Below are 14,634 nucleotides of genomic sequence, written 5' to 3' on the forward strand. Positions count from 1 at the left end.
TATACATTCGGCGCTTGGCCGCCTCCGACGATCGTTTTTATGCTAAAAACCACATTCGTTTCGCAAAAAGCGGCCACTTCCGCCGAATGTATGCGAAAAACCGCATACAATTGTGCAAGGAATACAATTGCGCAAGGAATCAAGGCAAGCAAGCTCGGAGGAAGCTCTGGCTCAACCATAGATCAATCATCCCGAGGAGGAAGACCCGATGGCACTGCTGCACCGCCTCGCTCAAAGCCCGATTATTGCGGCGGTAAGATCCCCCGACAAGCTGGAGGAAGCGCTGAACAGCAACGCGGCCAATCTGTTCATCATGGGTGGCTCCTTGAACACGCTGCCGCCTATGGTGAAGGCCGCCAAAGCCCAAAGCAAGGGCGTCTTCGTCCACCTGGATTTGATTCGAGGCTTGTCGAGCACGGACAAGGAGAGCCTCGAGTTCATCCGCGAGCAGATTGACCCGGACGGCATCATTACGCCGAAGGGCCACTTGATCAAGGAAGCGAAGCGGATCGGGCTTCATGCGATTCTTCATCTCTTCGTCATCGACTCCCTCGCCATGGCGAATGGGCTGTCGCTCAGCCAATCCATTCGTCCGGACGCAATCGAGGTGATGCCCGGGACGATCGCCAAGGTCGTCTCCCACTTCGCCGAGTCGCTCCCGGATATTCCGATCGTCTCCAGCGGGTTGATCCAATCCCGGGAAGAAGCGGCAGAGATGCTGAATGCCGGGGCCACCGCCCTCTCGGTCAGCGAACAGACGTTGTGGCAGCTCTCGTTCTCCGATCTGTGCGGTTAAGCCGGTTTGCTTCTCTCATATGAACCTCCGGTCCGTCCCCGTTCCTTCTGTTCCTTATGGAGCCCCTCTCTTGCGTATACTTCATAGGACGAAAAATCATGTATATTCACGCCTTCCCCCGGCGCTTCTTGTTGTCCTCATCCACGTAGCGGAAGCTTGCGCTCCTCCTGGAATCGGTACAGCGAGGAGGCAATCTGCAGACTGTCTCCGCGGATAAGCGGGTACGCCTCGTACGGGGCCATCGGCACGCCGTTTAACCAGCTCCCGTTGCGGGAGCCCAGATCCTTCGCCTGCCAGCCTTCTTCCGCCCGGATAAGCTCAAGGTGCGCCCTCGATACGCCCGGTGTCTCGTCCACGTGCTGCGCCGCTTCCCCCGACCTTCCGATGACAAGGTTCGCTCCCGCCAAACGAATCTTCCGCTTGGCATCGTCGCACTCCCATTCCAGGTAACAGTTCGCCTCTCTCCCCGATTGTTCGTCCGTCTCGGAGAGAAGCATCGTGCTTTGCTCCGACGGGAGCCGCGCCGTTAGCGTCAATGCCTCCGCTTCCGGCTTGCTCTTCTCGGCTGTCAGCCCGCTTCCGCCTCCGGCGCTCTCTATGCCCCGCTTCATCCCATCCTGCCGATCTCCCGAATCGTCCTCCGGGTTATCCGGGTCTTCATGATCCTCGCCATCCCCATGATCCCCGCCGCCCGACAAGCCTCCGCCATCCCGATCGGCGACTGTTCGCTCCGGCTTGCCGGAACGAGTCCTTCCCCGTCCGCTCCATAGATAAAGACAGGCTCCGATCGCAAGCAGGGTTGCCCCGGCAGAGAGAACAAGCGTGCGTCGCCCCGGCTGCGGCAAGTACACGAACCGCCATACAAGCGCGCTGACGGCTGCCGCCCCGGCCAACAGTCCGATCCGCCAACGGCCGGCATCGTTCGGCTCTGCTCCGCTATGATTGCCCTTCGGCTCCCACCCGGTTCTCTCCGGCCCAAGCAGGCCGGACAAGCCAAGCTCCTCGTCCGGAACCGGCACATGCGCTCGTCCCGCTTCGGACGAGATCGGCGCGTCGATTCCCCACCGGGACCTCCCTGCAGGCTCGGCGGCAGAGCGGCTGCCGAAGCCATCCTCCGCAGCCCCCTGCCCAGCGAGCGTTCCCCCGCGAGCCTCTGGCCTCGCGGCCCGGCGATGGGCTTCCCCGAGCGTACGCTCCTCCTCTTCCGGCTCCGACAGCAACTGCCTGATCAGCCTGCGAAGTTGCGTCGGAGAGAAGTCGACTCCCCCGACCTGGCGCAACAGCTTCTGCAGCGTCGGACCGTCCGGCGTCTCCACGTTTATCATCCAACGGACGATCAAGCGCTCCATTCGCACACCGATATCGACCGCCGGGAGCGGACGAGCCGACGGCACATAGACGAACGCAAGCCGCTCCCACCCGTCCCCGCAGAAAATAAACTCGTCTTCCAGCACAAAACGTTCAAGATCGAGCATATAATCGTTCGCTTGCTCCAGAATCTCCGCAAGCTGAGCCAGCGCTTCAAGCACTTCGTCCATCGTCCATCTGGAGACGCGCAGCGATTGGGACAGCATCCTTCGACCTTGCAGCGAATAGCGCAGCGCGACCGTCCCGTCGACCTCCTCCGCCTGGAGCGGCAGCAAGCCGGGAACGTTCCCGATGCTCGCGAGCATCCTTACCTGCAGCCTGTCCACTTCCTCTGCGCGCAGCGGAGGTTCGCCCTCCAACACCATCTGATGACCTCTCCCCTGCTCGAATCGAACCCGATATCCAATCATTCTTCTCCTCCTTAGAATGGGCCGCAGAACAGGAGGATCAGCGCCGGCGCGACCGCCGCCATGAACGGAAAGGTCGCCTTGCGAGCCCCAGGCCCTTGCCCTGGCCCCTCCCCTTCCTCTTCCTTCCCTCTCCCGCGCCAATGTCTGACAAGTAAAAGCGGCACTGCGATCAGGCCGGCGGCCAGAATCGAATGGACCGCGAGTCGCAGCGCGAAGGCGGCGCCCGACCAGATGCCGAACGCGGCGAACCACTTGACGTCGCCGCCGCCGATGCCCTTGAGCAGATACATCAGCAGGAACGGAGCCATCGCGGCCGCGCCTCCGAGAAGCGACTCTATCAGTCCCCGCCATCCGTCGACCGCGCCATGATAGAGCAGACCGCCGCACGCATAGCAAATCGTGAGCGCATTCGGGATAATTCTCCTGCGGAAGTCCGTCCAGCAAGCGATCGCCGTTAACGTCAGCAGGGCGATCCGAACGACGAGTTCCATCTCATCCTCCCCTTCCCGTCAGCTTCGCGATACGAGGAACGACTGACTCAAGGGCGTCCCCGTGCCTGCGCTTATCTTGGCCTCCCAGGCCCACGCCCCGGACGTCGTATTGCCGGACACGAGCCATGTCCAGGCCACCAAGCCCTCCGAGTCCGCCGTCGCCTGCCCGAGGTGCTTCGCGGTGCTCTGCCCGCTTTTGTAGTAGACGGACAGTTCAACCGTCTGCCCGGGCTCCGCCTTCAGACTTAAGGTCACTCGGCGCCCCGGACGCGCCGGACTCGGTTCCATGGAGAGGAAGGCAAGCGAGCCGCCCCCCTCCTCGTCTCCTTCATTCAGAAGCGCCGTGGAAGGAGTGCCTCCGACCCACGCCCGCTCCTTCGCGGAAGAGCGCAATATCAAGCTTCGCCCGAGGAACGGAACGCCCATCGGCAGCCGATACTCGGCTTCGACCGTCAGGAATCCGTCGCCCTCCGTCCCGGAAGGCAACGTCACGTTCACGATGTCCAAGCGATCGACATCCAGCACATTGGGGTCCGCAAGCTCCTTCATTACTTTCTCAAGCAGCGGGATTGCCGCGTTCTCTTCGATCGACCAGGAGCGGCCTGCCGCATCGCTTGCCCAATCGGAGAGCGGAGCGGGAAGCAGATTCCCGTACTGCTCCAGCGTCTTCCTGATGTCCTCCAGCTTCCCGTCGACCGCCTCGACCGCTTCTCCCGCCTTCGTCTCCGCGAACGATTCCTGCGCCTTCGAGACGACGTACCACATCGAGGCCGTCTGGCGCGTCGTCTGGGACAAAGCTCCGTCCAGCGCCATCTCGGTTACGCAAGTCCGAATCAGGAAAATGAGAAACACGATGACCAGCAGGAACACCGGCATCACCAGCGCCGCCTCCAATGTGACGGTGCCCGCCGTCGCAGCCGTTCTCCCGGGATGGCCGTTCCTCGCCCGGCTCTCGCCTCTCCTCTGATCATCCCGCTTCCGCTTATTGATAAGCGTCATCCGCCTGGTAAGTCGCTTCATACCGATCTCCATTCACGGTCCCGCCCCATCCTCCGGATAATCCCAGCGCGCTTGCCAACCGCGGAAAAAACCACATCGTCACCGAAGCCGTCGCCTGGCCGCTCACATAGGTATACAGGCGATCGAAGGCAAGCCCGCTCTCCTGCTCCATCACCGCCGCCATCCGGGACCAATGGTTGTCCGTGCCGCCGTGCAGCAGCAGGAACAGTCGGAGATAATCCGTATAGGTCGTGGCGACGCTCGCATACTTCGAGAGGGGAATCGTCCCTTGCGTCAGCAGACTCTGCATGTCCTGCGCGGCCGCTCGCACGGCATAAAGAGTGGCTGCCGCCAAGACGAGCAGCGGATTGCCGTAGCGGCCGCTCTCCACAAGCCCTTCGACCAGTCGAATCGACAGCCTGGCCGCCAGCACCTCGGAGTAAGCGGCTGTCACGTTGCCGGCGGCCGAAGCGAATCCGTAAAGGATGTACTCCGTCTGCGACAATTCCGGCGACGACGGCAATTCCGCCTGTCCGGCCAGCGCTTCCCGAACGTCGGAAGGCTCGATGCGGGAGAAGCGGGCTATTACATACTCAGAGCCGTACAATCGGTCCCGTGCCCCCGTTGCCGCATCGGTCAGCGCCGACAGCCAGCCGCCCGACTTCGTCAGCGCTTGCTCGCGGCCATCGTCAAGCTCGGAGGACTGCCCGTATCGTTCCTCCGCCTCGTCGTTCGCGGCGTTCCACTTTTTGTTCGCCTGATACAGCTTGTCCAGTTGCTCGAACGTCTTCGTCTCCTGCGAGTCTTCCTGCTGGCCGCTCCCACCGCTTCCGGTGAGAGTCATCAGGCTCTCCGCCGCCTGCTTCCACTCTTCGCCAGCCTGCTGCTCGAGCGACTTGCGTTCCGCGTCGGAAGCGCGATGCTCCTCGATCATCGCCCGGCGAGCCTGCGTTGCGCTCCCGGAATCGCCGTAGGCGGAACGGTAGCTCTCGGAAGCCGATTGCAGGCGTTCTCCGTCCGCAACCAGCCGCGCCGACAAACCGGAGGAGCCCGGAATCGCCGCCAGCGTCTCCGTCATTCGCTCAGACGCCAACGCATACTGATCGCCGTCTTGCCGCTGCTTCTCAACTTCCTCCGAGATCCCGGAGAACCATTCGTCTCCGAGCGTCAACTCCTTCATCGATTGCCGAAGCTGTTCGTAGACGGCGCCGGATTCGTCCCGCAGTGCCGATTCCTCTGCGGACCATAGCCCGCTGTCCGTCCCTTCCTCCGCCATCCCCGCCTCGCCATCGCTCGCCAACGTTCCTTCTGCATCCGCCAGCCTCCGCATCTCTTGATCCGCCAGCTTCGCCTTCTCGATCGCCTGCTGCGCCTGATTCAGCAGCCCATCCGCCCGCTCCTTGGCTTGGTCAAGCTTCAGCAACGGCCGGCGAACACTCTCAACCCCATCCAGATAGGAACGGATAACATCGGCATATTGAGGCGGTTCCATCGGAGGCGGCGGCTCGTCGAACTCCTTCTCCTCCGCTTCGGCCGCCCGCTTGCGCTCCTCCCAAGCGAGATAGGCAGCGGAGTAGGCCGCAGCCCGGCTCTCGTCCGCCGAACGCTTGCTTACATAGTCCGTATACATGAGCACCGCATCCGGAAGATCGACCGCCACAGCCGCGCTTCGCGTACCGACAAGCGATGCCGCAGGCAGCGGCACGATCGCCTCAAGCGGTTGACCGAGCGCATCTCCCGCTTCGACGATCCGCTTCATCGCCTCGTCGAGCGACGCCTCTCTTCGCTCGTATGCCTTCCGCAGCTCTTCCAGCCGATCCACAACTTCTCCCGCCTCCTTGGCCGCGGAAGCCACGCCGCGCCACCGGGAGATCAGTTCGATCGACAGATCGATCGGAGCCTTATACTTCATCTCCTCCATCACTTGCCGGCGGAGAACGTCGTAGGAAGCAAGCGGACGGCTCTCGACCGCCGCCGAAGCCGACCACTCGATGTCCAGCAGGGAGAAGGCGCCGCCTGCCCGATTCGGCCGATTCCCGTCCAGAGCGCTGCGGAACAAGTCATCCGCGGGATCGCCTCCCCTCGCGAACAAGCCGTACCTCCTGTACAGCTCCGGATCGTACGCCGCCAGAACCGAGCGGGTTCCCGACATGACCGCCAGCTCGGCTTGCTTGCGGAAAGCCGCGATTCTCGCAAAATCGATCAGCAGCCCGTTAAACAGAACGAACCCCGAGAGCACCAGAACGAAGAACACCGACACCGAGCCCCGATCTCCGAACTTCCCCCGGCTCCCTTTGCAATTCAGCCTGCGATCTAACCCGGAATTCGACCTGCGATTCAATCTGCGCATCAAGCGCAGCCTGCTCCATCCCTTCATCTCGCCCTTCATCCCGTCACTCCTCCCCCCGCGAACCGCGCCCGGCTGAGGCTAGGAAGGAAGTCTTGCGGCAAGCGCAGCCTGCGCCTGCGAACGATAAGCGTCTCCGTCCGTCCCGCCTTCTCCTCCGCCTTCCCCTCCGACTGCGCCGCTCCCCCCATCCGCCGCACCGCGAAGCTTCTGCCCGTAATAACGAATCAGATCGACCGTACGAATGAACTCCGCCGGCTCCACGACAACCGCAGCCGGTTCGGCATGGATCGCCGCTGCCGGCAGCCAGCGCTTCAGCGCCTCCGGGACGGCCGAGCTTGTCGCCTCGCCGACGATCTTCCGGACAAGCGCCGAGTTCCGGTAACTCCATTCCCCCGCCGTCGAAGCTTCCAGGGAACGCAACGCCGCCGACAGCTTGCGCTCCGCCAGCCCGGAACCGCTATTCCCCGAGCCGCTCCCGCTGCCCGTTCCATCCTCCGAGCCGTCTCCTGCCCCAGCCTCCGTCCCGGACTCCGTTCCTGCGCCCGCAACCGTCACCATGCCATCCCCGGAGCCCGTCGCCAGCCCGAACAGCCCGGAGACGAGACCGTCCTCCGCGAGCCGCCAATAAAGCCCTTCGTATTGCCCGCTCGGGTACGCTCCCGTTCGCAGCTCCTTGGCGGAATTGGACCATGTGAACGCCGCTCTCTCGGCGGCTGCGGAAGTCTCGTAATAGACGATAGCGCCTTGACCCGCATACAGCGCGAAGAGGAGAAGCAGGAAGGAGATCAGCAGCAGCACAGGGAATACCAAGGACGCTTCCAATACGAACGAGCCTTCCGCATTCGCCCACCAGCGGCGTATTCCCGTCTTGAACGAGCTCATGCTGATCATGAAGATCCCCCTATCCGCCCTTATTCGCGCCCCGACGCTCGCTCCAAGCCTCAATTGAATACTTCGTCCGAATTGCCCTCCACCTTGCCGAACAGATCCTGCAGGAACCCGATAATCCAATCCTTGAACAACAGCGCGATCGCGATAATGACTGCAACGATCAGCACGATCTCCAGCGTCCCGAGGCCGCTGCGGTCCTTCCACAGCATCGTCATCCCTCTCGCACTCCACCGTCCAAGCCGCTTGCTTCTCCCCAACATAGAAGTTCCTCCTCGTATCCTTTATTAAGATGACATCGTTAATAGAGTCGGCGCCCCGACCAGCACCAGAATCAACAGGAAGATCACCGCCAGCGGAAAAGCCATCTTCGAAGAAGCCTGCTCCCCAAGCATCCGCGCCGCCGCCTTCCTTCTCTCCCACAGCGTTCGCGAGAGCTCCTGCAAGGATGCCACGAACGTCTCGCCTCCCCGGCGGGAATTCATGATGACGGTCGACGCGAACAGCTTCGCTTCAGGAACGGCGCACCTGCGCCCGAATTCCTCCATCGCCCAGGCGTACGTCTCCCCGCGCCGCATGGACTCCAGCGCATGAGACAGCTCTCGGTAAAGCGGATGATCGCCCGTCTTCCCGTCCCTTCGCCGGAGACACTTCTCCATCGCCCGCAGGACATTCTCCCCCGCGTTCACCAGGAGCAGCAGCCGGGTCAACAGCTCGGGGAGCTCCAGCACGATCCGTCTGCGTCGGTCGTCGACCTTCTTGGCCAGCTCCCTTGCCCGCAGCGGCGGGATCGCGACGGCGACCAGAACGCCCAGCCATGCCAGCGCCCCGCCGCCGTCCGACAGCAGCCCGAGCACGCCCGTCGCCAGCAGAGTCAAGTACGAGAGCCCGACCGCTTCGGCCAGCCAGCCGGTGAGGCGCTCCTTCCCGCAGACGCCGCCGTGAAGCAGCGCAAGCCGGGTCTCCGGGCGCTGAAGCCAAGGGAGCAAGGAACCGTATAATTCCGGACTCCCGAGCAGCGACCGGATCGGCTCTGCCAGCGGATGCAGCCCTCCCTTGCTCCGCCGTCCGCGCCAACCTCGCAGCAAGCTCTTCCTTAAGCCCGTCTTGCCGACAATCCACACATAGAGCAGCAGCAGCAACGCCAGCCAGCTCGACCAGAGAATGTCGTTCATATCCGGATCTCCATGATCCGGTACATCCACCAGCAGCAGCCGGCAAGAAGAAGCAGGCATACTGTCAGCACGAGCCAGCCTGCCCCTTGGCGCAGCCCGTCCATGTAGCCGCCCGAGACGAAGCCGAGCAGCCCGACGAATGCGAACGGCATCGCCATCATAATTCGGGACTCCAGCCTCTTCTGCGCCATCAGGACGCCAAGCTCCTGCTCCACTTCCATCTTCTCGCCGATCATCGCCGCACTTCGGCGGACCACCTCGACCAGGTCGCCTCCCGACCGCTTGCCGATCGCGAACACTTCGGCGAAGCCGGCGGCCTCCTCCAACGAGCTGCGCTCGGCGAAGTCGAGCAAGGGAGCCTCGATCGGATCGCCGCTGCGCATCCGCAGCCGAACCGCCCGAACCTCGCGCATCATGTCCGCCTGCGGATCGCCGATCAGCAGCGACAGATCCTCCTCCAGAGCTTCGAAGGCGTTCTCGACGGAGCGGCCTGCCGCCAGCAGCGATGCCAGCGCCTGCAGCAGGCTCTTGAAGTGCAAGCGCAGCCTGTCCCGCCGCCTGCGCTTCAATCGTTCGCGCAGCACCCGCGGACCGAGCAGGCCGAGAGGTACCGCCAGCAAAGCCGCAGCGAGCTGCCGGTACATCAGCCAGCTCGCGAGTCCGGACAGCGCCGCGCCGACGGCAACGGCCGCGAGCCGTTGAACGCGGCTTAATTCGTACACAGAGTAATCCGTCACCCGCTCGCCCTCCTTCCGATGCCGGCCAGCCGCAGCTTCTCCGTATGAAGATGAGCCTCCCGCTTCCGCAGCCCGCCCAGAACGAAGCCGTCGCGCTCCCCTTCTTCCTCGAATTCGAACAGGGTTGCCAGCTCCACCTCCCCGTCGCGAATCCCCCTCACCTCGCAGATCTCCGCCACTCTGCGGCTGCGGTCTCTCAGTCGGCTAAGGTGGACGATGACATCGACGGCCGAAGCGATCTGCTTCCGCACGACCCCAAGCGGCAATTCCGCCCCGCTCAGCACCATCGTCTCCAGCCGCGACAGCATATCCCTTGCGCTGTTCGCATGGCCGCTTGATAGACTCCCCTCATGCCCCGTGTTCATCGCCTGCAGCATATCGAGCGCCTCCTCCCCCCGAACCTCGCCGACGATGATCCGATTCGGCCTCATTCGCAGCGACGCCCGGATCAGCTCCCTCATGCCGATTCGCCCCTTCCCCTCCGAATTGGCGTTCCGCGTCTCGAGCGATACGAGATTCGGAATGCCGCCTAGCTGAAGCTCGGCGGCGTCCTCGATCGTGATCACCCGCTCGTCCTTGGGAATCCATTGCGACAGCGCGTTCAGGAACGTCGTCTTCCCCGAGCCCGTGCCGCCGCTGACGAAGATGTTGTACTTGGCCGCAACAAGCTCCCGCAGCAAGTCCGCCGCCTCGTTCGTGATCGCCCCGCGCTCGATCAATCCTTCCATAAGAAGAGGGCGAGCCGGGAACCGGCGAATCGTCACCGTCGGACCCTTGAGGGCGACCGGCGGCAGCACCACATGAACCCGCGAGCCGTCCGGCAATCTCGCATCGACAATCGGCGACGCCTCGTTCACCATACGATTGACCTGCCCGACCATCGCCTGAATGAGGTCCTCGAGCCGCTCCCGGCTCTCGAACCGGATATCCGATTCGAACAGCTCGCCCGACCGCTCAAAGAAAATCTCCCGATGACCGTTAATCATAATCTCCGTAACAAGAGGGTCGTCCAGAAGCGGCTGCAGCGCATCCAGTCCCCGGAACGAGTGGAACAGCCGGTTCACCGCCGCCCGCCGCTCTTCCGCCGTGAGCGCCCGGACCGCCTCGCTGCGGAACAGCTCGGCTTCGACGATGCTGCGCAGTTCCTCATCCGACAGCGCCGTCTCCCAGGAGAGACGCGCCTTCACCGCTTCCTTCAGCCTAGCCAATTCGACTGCGGACAGCGCCGCCTTCATTCCTCGCCTCCTCCCTTCGACGCCCCGCTCTGGCAGGACGAATGTCCTTCGCCGGGAAACCCCACGCCTCCACGATTCGCTCGATCGCCCCGCAGAAAGCCGGCGTCTTGAGTAGCTTGCCGAGCTCCTCCGGCCCCTTCCCGAGCGCCCTCCATTGCGGCATGTACGGGAGCCGGACCGCCCTCTCCCCGTGAGGAAGCCGATCTCCCAGCTCCTCGTGGCCCGAGGATTGGTTGATCACCCAAGCGATCTTGTCCGCCAAGCCAAGGCTCGCGGAGCCTTCCGCCTTGCCGTCGCTCTGCCCCTGCCAGTGGCGCAGCAGTTTCTCCGCCTTGCGCACGCCCATCGCCTCCGGCGTCACGAGCCATGCGACCCGGTCGCTCATCGCCAGCGCCTCCCGGTGCCATTCCCCGCTCCCGCTGTCCGGGTCCAGCACAACGACATCGTACCGGCCGCATCCGGCGGCAAGCTGCAGCAGCTCCTTCATGCGAGCAGGGCTCATCGCCAACCGTTCCGCCGGATGGTCCGGGGCGTCCAAGTAGTCGCCCAGCAGCACCGAATGCTGCTTGCGCCGCAGCTTCCACTCTTCTCCCGCCCGCTCCGGATTCGCTTGCATGCCATAGAGCAAAGCCGACAGGCTGTCCGGGTGTCCGCTCCCAAGCAACAGGTCCGTCGCATTAAGCGGCTCCAGATTCAGATAGAGCGCCCGGCAGCCTCGCTCCCCAAGCTGGCGCACAAGATTAAGCGCCACCGTCGTCTTCCCCGCTCCTCCCGAGGCGGAGAACACCGTCCAGACGGCAGCTCTCCCATTGCTCCCATCGCTTCCTCCGCCGCTGCCGATCGCCCTTCCCGGCTCTCCGGGGAGCTCGTTCTCTATCGCCGCCAGGATCGACGGCAACGGCTGATACATCGGAATCATCGCGATCTCGCCATTCTCCTCCCGCTCCTCCCCCTCGGACTCGTGCAGAAGCAGTATTTTCCCAGGGAAGCCGATCTTCTTGATTGCCGAACCGACGGCATCCCGCAGCGTTTCATGCGCAAGAATCGCATCCGCATCGCCTCCATCCGCCAGATATCGTCCCAGAGCAAGCTCCTGTGTGAACGCCTTCACCTCCCAATGCGGCCGCCTCTCGCCCAAGTACCGAACAAGCTTCGCCGCATACTGCGGCTCCGGCACGGCCACCACCAATCTCCTCATCCGCTGTCTCCCCCTTCCTCCGAATGCCCGGCAACGACAAAAAAGCACCGCAATCTCCGAGACGCTCTCGCGCCGGAAATTGCGGTGCTTCCGCAAGCCGATTTGAATGTTGCTTAAACTATAGCAGCGTTTCCGGTTTTTGTAAAGAATTAGTTTGTCGCTTGTTCCGCACAAAAAGGGGGGGGGATCAATGTTGGTTAGCCTTGGTCTGCTTATCACGTTTGAATGTGCGATCCTTGACGACGGGGATGATATTGCGCTGTAATCATCGAACCGGGTTTCCACGCCCCATCGCTTGAAATACAAGGGCTTGCTTGCTTCATAACTCAGTTCGTCCGCGCCGACGTTGGTCAGCAGGATTTCAGTTTCGCCGGTGGACAGTTCCACTTTGTAAAACGATCCTTGCGCCCGCATCAGGTAAAAGATCCCCTTTTCCTGTAAATACAGCATAAAGTCTGCAGATGGATAGCCGCGATCGAACAGGATTAAATTCCGCACTGGCGCGGTCTCCAAACCAAGCATATGCTCGATAGTTTGTTTGGCCAGATCGCGTTCATTGTCATCGTAGCGGCTCAGGCGGGTGCTGATCGCCAATTTGTTTTCCACATCGTACAGATGGGAGGAGAGCGCTCTTGCAATCCGAAACCCGACTTTGTACGTCGTCGTGTACCCGTATTCCTTCTGTGTTTCTTTGGTGTTCGGCAACTCGATGACGCTTCCATCCACCGCCAGCAGTCGAAAGCCGAGATAGGTTTTGAAATCACCATCCTCGTAATACGCCCGGATCAGTTCGTCATTCAGCAGTGTGAACGCATCCGGCAGCAGTTTCTGTCGGGCTTCGGAAAAGGATTGCTTCGTGTAGGTGGTTGTCTTTGCCGCTTCGTCCGGCATGAACATCTCCCGAAACTCATCCAGCTCCAGTTGCGTCGATTTTCGTACCATCCGCAGGATGAGCATCACCAGCGGAAAGAAGCCGATCTTGCGATTCCGCTTAAAATCGTTTTCGTTCTTCTTCGTCTTTTCTTTCAACTCGTCGCTTCTCATTTGCCTGAACACTCGACGCAAGATCGCTTTTCCGTTTTTTTCACAGCGCTATCGTCCGTTTCTATCGTTTACCTCTACTATACCAAAATTTACTATTCTCTCAACGATAGATTGGCTCATTGCTTAACCTGACAACATTGCCCTGGAGAGGGGGGCCCTCTTTTGAACGCGGCACATTTTCCTCCTCTCGATTGTTATAGAGGTAAATACAGCCAAGGGGGTGTCGGCATCGCGGCAAGAGAATGAGAATGCAGATCAGTTGGAGAGGTGGATCGCTGCAGTTCAGCAAGGCAATAAGGAGATTTACTCGCGGGTCGTCGAAGCCGTTCAGCAGCCGATCTTCCGTTACTGCTACCGCCTGTTGGCGAACAGGCAGGATGCGGAGGACGCGGTTCAGGAGGTGCTGGTCAAGGCTTACCAGTCCTTGCATCAATACCGGAGAGCCGAGCACTTCTCGGCCTGGCTTTACCGGATCGCCCATCGCCATTGCCTGAATGCGCTGAAGCGGCGACGGCTCCACGGACGCGTCGTGCGGCTGTTCCGCCCGGAGAGTCTGACGCCCGGCCTCGACCGGGAGCTGGACGGCCGGCTGCTCGAGCCCGGGCTCGCGGCGCATTGGCCAAGCTGTCGCCGGAAGAACGGAGCTTGCTGGTGCTACGGGTGCTCGAAGAGAAATCGTTCTCTGATAATTCCGGCACGAAAAAGGAAGGCGTATCCTACACGTACAAGGGCATGGACGGTTTCGCCCCGATGTTCGCGTACCTCGGACAAGAAGGCTACGGCGTCAACACCGAACTGCGAGAGGGCAGCCAACACTGCCAGAACGGTACACCAACCTCCCGTTGCTTGTGCGCATGGATTCCGGCAACGACAGTCTGGACAACCTGAAGGTGTGCCACCGCCATCCCGGTGTGGATTATATCATCAAGGTGAATCTGCGTAAAACGCCCAAAGCAACGTGGCTCGCCATTGCGAAAGAGAAGGGCATCGCTTGCGAGCAGCGAGAAGGGAAAATAGAGTATGTCGGCGCAATCGAATTTCCTCAAAAGGGGGTCGACGACAAGCTCCGACAGGTGTTGCATGTCATCAAGCGGACGATCGATCGTGACGGTCAGATATTTGATTTATATGGCAGCCCGATATGTTCGTCACGCCGGGCAGGTTGCGCTCAACTTCGGAAGCAACTGTCCCTGGTCTCAAACCGCAAGACGCATCTATATGGCCTTCACCTGATCGGCGGAGTGAAACACGAATCCGCACAACGATTCTCCGCACCTTCTCCTGCCCTGCAAAACGAAAGGGTTCTTTGCGTTTTTCTGAAACTGATCCCTATCGCGTTCCTCTCTGATTTCCCAGTCGTCGAGACGACGGACGAGCACCCATCGTCACAGCATCACACCGCCATTCTCATTCCAACAAGGCAACTTTACTCTCCATCCTTTTCCAGGTATGGATCCCGGCGAAGTCCTTCATCAACTTCAGTACGACCGTTCGGCGATGCTGAATGATCGTCGCTGCGCAATGAAAGAACTCCAAGCGAAATCGGGCAATCGTATAGCCTTGGTGCACCGGCTCGCAGCAGTCACGTTTGAAGCGTTCAAACAGATTATAGGCCAGCAGTTAGATGAGCAAGCCCACTTCGTTGGCATAGTTTTCCATACAGCAACACTGGTTATAGAACCGCCACAGGTCAAGCGCCTCCCATTCCAGATCGGTCACGATGGCTTCGTATTGCCAATCCGTATCAAACACCATCCGACTCTGGTCATCTTCGAACACTTGCGCCTTGCGAATAACCGCTACACGACGACTGTGCTGGGGACAACGTCCACCCAAGAAGCGCTTCTGCAGGTCGTCATGCTGCAAGCGACGAAAGTGAAAAATCCTTTCGCAGCCGAGTATCCAGTCGACGATGAGAGTAGGTCATTTTCTGACGGTCACGA

11 protein-coding genes and 4 pseudogenes are annotated in these 14,634 nt (G+C 61.3%); 3 read left to right on the plus strand and 12 right to left on the minus strand.

Going from position 1 to position 14,634, the window contains the following annotated elements; translation table 11 throughout:
* The first annotated feature begins 208 nt into the window (after positions 1-208).
* A complete protein-coding gene (locus E6C55_RS23810; RefSeq protein ID WP_136372326.1) occupies positions 209-796 on the plus strand; it encodes a glycerol-3-phosphate responsive antiterminator in 588 nt (195 codons plus the stop codon).
* Positions 797-933: 137 nt separating this feature from the next.
* Here the strand turns inward: E6C55_RS23810 and E6C55_RS23815 are convergent, their stop codons facing one another.
* The 11 genes and pseudogenes from E6C55_RS23815 to E6C55_RS35475 form a co-directional block, all read right to left on the minus strand.
* Positions 934-2,574, minus strand: a complete 1,641-nt coding sequence (locus E6C55_RS23815; RefSeq protein WP_136372327.1) for a DUF6382 domain-containing protein — start codon at positions 2,572-2,574, stop codon at positions 934-936.
* Positions 2,575-2,585: 11 nt separating this feature from the next.
* Positions 2,586-3,065, minus strand: coding sequence for an A24 family peptidase (locus tag E6C55_RS23820; RefSeq protein ID WP_136372328.1), 480 nt, complete (start codon positions 3,063-3,065; stop codon positions 2,586-2,588).
* Between the two features lie 18 nt (positions 3,066-3,083).
* Positions 3,084-4,085 (minus strand): TadE family protein, encoded by a 1,002-nt coding sequence (locus tag E6C55_RS23825; RefSeq protein ID WP_168735844.1) that lies wholly within the window; start codon positions 4,083-4,085, stop codon positions 3,084-3,086.
* A complete protein-coding gene (locus tag E6C55_RS23830; RefSeq protein WP_136372330.1) occupies positions 4,048-6,453 on the minus strand; it encodes a hypothetical protein in 2,406 nt (801 codons plus the stop codon). Before E6C55_RS23830 ends, E6C55_RS23825 begins: the two co-directional genes overlap by 38 nt.
* Before the next feature lie 39 nt (positions 6,454-6,492).
* Positions 6,493-7,305, minus strand: a complete 813-nt coding sequence (locus E6C55_RS23835) for a hypothetical protein (protein WP_136372331.1) — start codon at positions 7,303-7,305, stop codon at positions 6,493-6,495.
* 50 nt (positions 7,306-7,355) lie between these two features.
* On the minus strand, positions 7,356-7,565 hold the full coding sequence (locus tag E6C55_RS23840; protein ID WP_211093638.1) for a Flp1 family type IVb pilin: 210 nt from the start codon (positions 7,563-7,565) through the stop codon (positions 7,356-7,358).
* A 24-nt stretch (positions 7,566-7,589) separates the two neighbouring features.
* On the minus strand, positions 7,590-8,477 hold the full coding sequence (locus E6C55_RS23845; RefSeq protein WP_168735845.1) for a type II secretion system F family protein: 888 nt from the start codon (positions 8,475-8,477) through the stop codon (positions 7,590-7,592).
* Complete coding sequence (locus tag E6C55_RS23850; RefSeq protein WP_136372333.1) at positions 8,474-9,214, minus strand: type II secretion system F family protein; 741 nt, start codon at positions 9,212-9,214, stop codon at positions 8,474-8,476. Before E6C55_RS23850 ends, E6C55_RS23845 begins: the two co-directional genes overlap by 4 nt.
* Entirely contained in the window at positions 9,211-10,449 is a 1,239-nt protein-coding gene (locus tag E6C55_RS23855; protein ID WP_136372334.1) for a CpaF family protein, read from the minus strand. The genes E6C55_RS23850 and E6C55_RS23855 overlap by 4 nt, the downstream gene beginning before the upstream one ends.
* Positions 10,415-11,647 carry a P-loop NTPase family protein gene (locus E6C55_RS34855; protein WP_230986829.1) on the minus strand — a complete coding sequence of 411 codons (1,233 nt, stop codon included), beginning with the start codon at positions 11,645-11,647 and terminating at the stop codon, positions 10,415-10,417. Before E6C55_RS34855 ends, E6C55_RS23855 begins: the two co-directional genes overlap by 35 nt.
* A gap of 324 nt (positions 11,648-11,971) precedes the next feature.
* Positions 11,972-12,691, minus strand: a pseudogene (locus E6C55_RS35475) (transposase); the annotation flags it as partial.
* Between the two features lie 220 nt (positions 12,692-12,911).
* On the opposite strand from E6C55_RS35475, the pseudogene E6C55_RS35480 reads away from it, so the two are divergent.
* Both E6C55_RS35480 and E6C55_RS34870 read left to right on the plus strand, forming a co-directional pair.
* Positions 12,912-13,145, plus strand: a pseudogene (locus tag E6C55_RS35480) (RNA polymerase sigma factor); the annotation flags it as partial.
* A gap of 230 nt (positions 13,146-13,375) precedes the next feature.
* Positions 13,376-13,677: pseudogene (locus tag E6C55_RS34870) on the plus strand (IS1380 family transposase); the annotation flags it as partial.
* 421 nt (positions 13,678-14,098) lie between these two features.
* Here the strand turns inward: E6C55_RS34870 and E6C55_RS35245 are convergent.
* Positions 14,099-14,503, minus strand: a pseudogene (locus tag E6C55_RS35245) (IS1380 family transposase); the annotation flags it as partial.
* Positions 14,504-14,634 lie beyond the last annotated feature (131 nt).

Origin of the sequence: Cohnella fermenti (genome assembly GCF_004801405.1) — a bacterium.
GTDB classification, from domain to species: domain Bacteria; phylum Bacillota; class Bacilli; order Paenibacillales; family Paenibacillaceae; genus Cohnella; species Cohnella fermenti.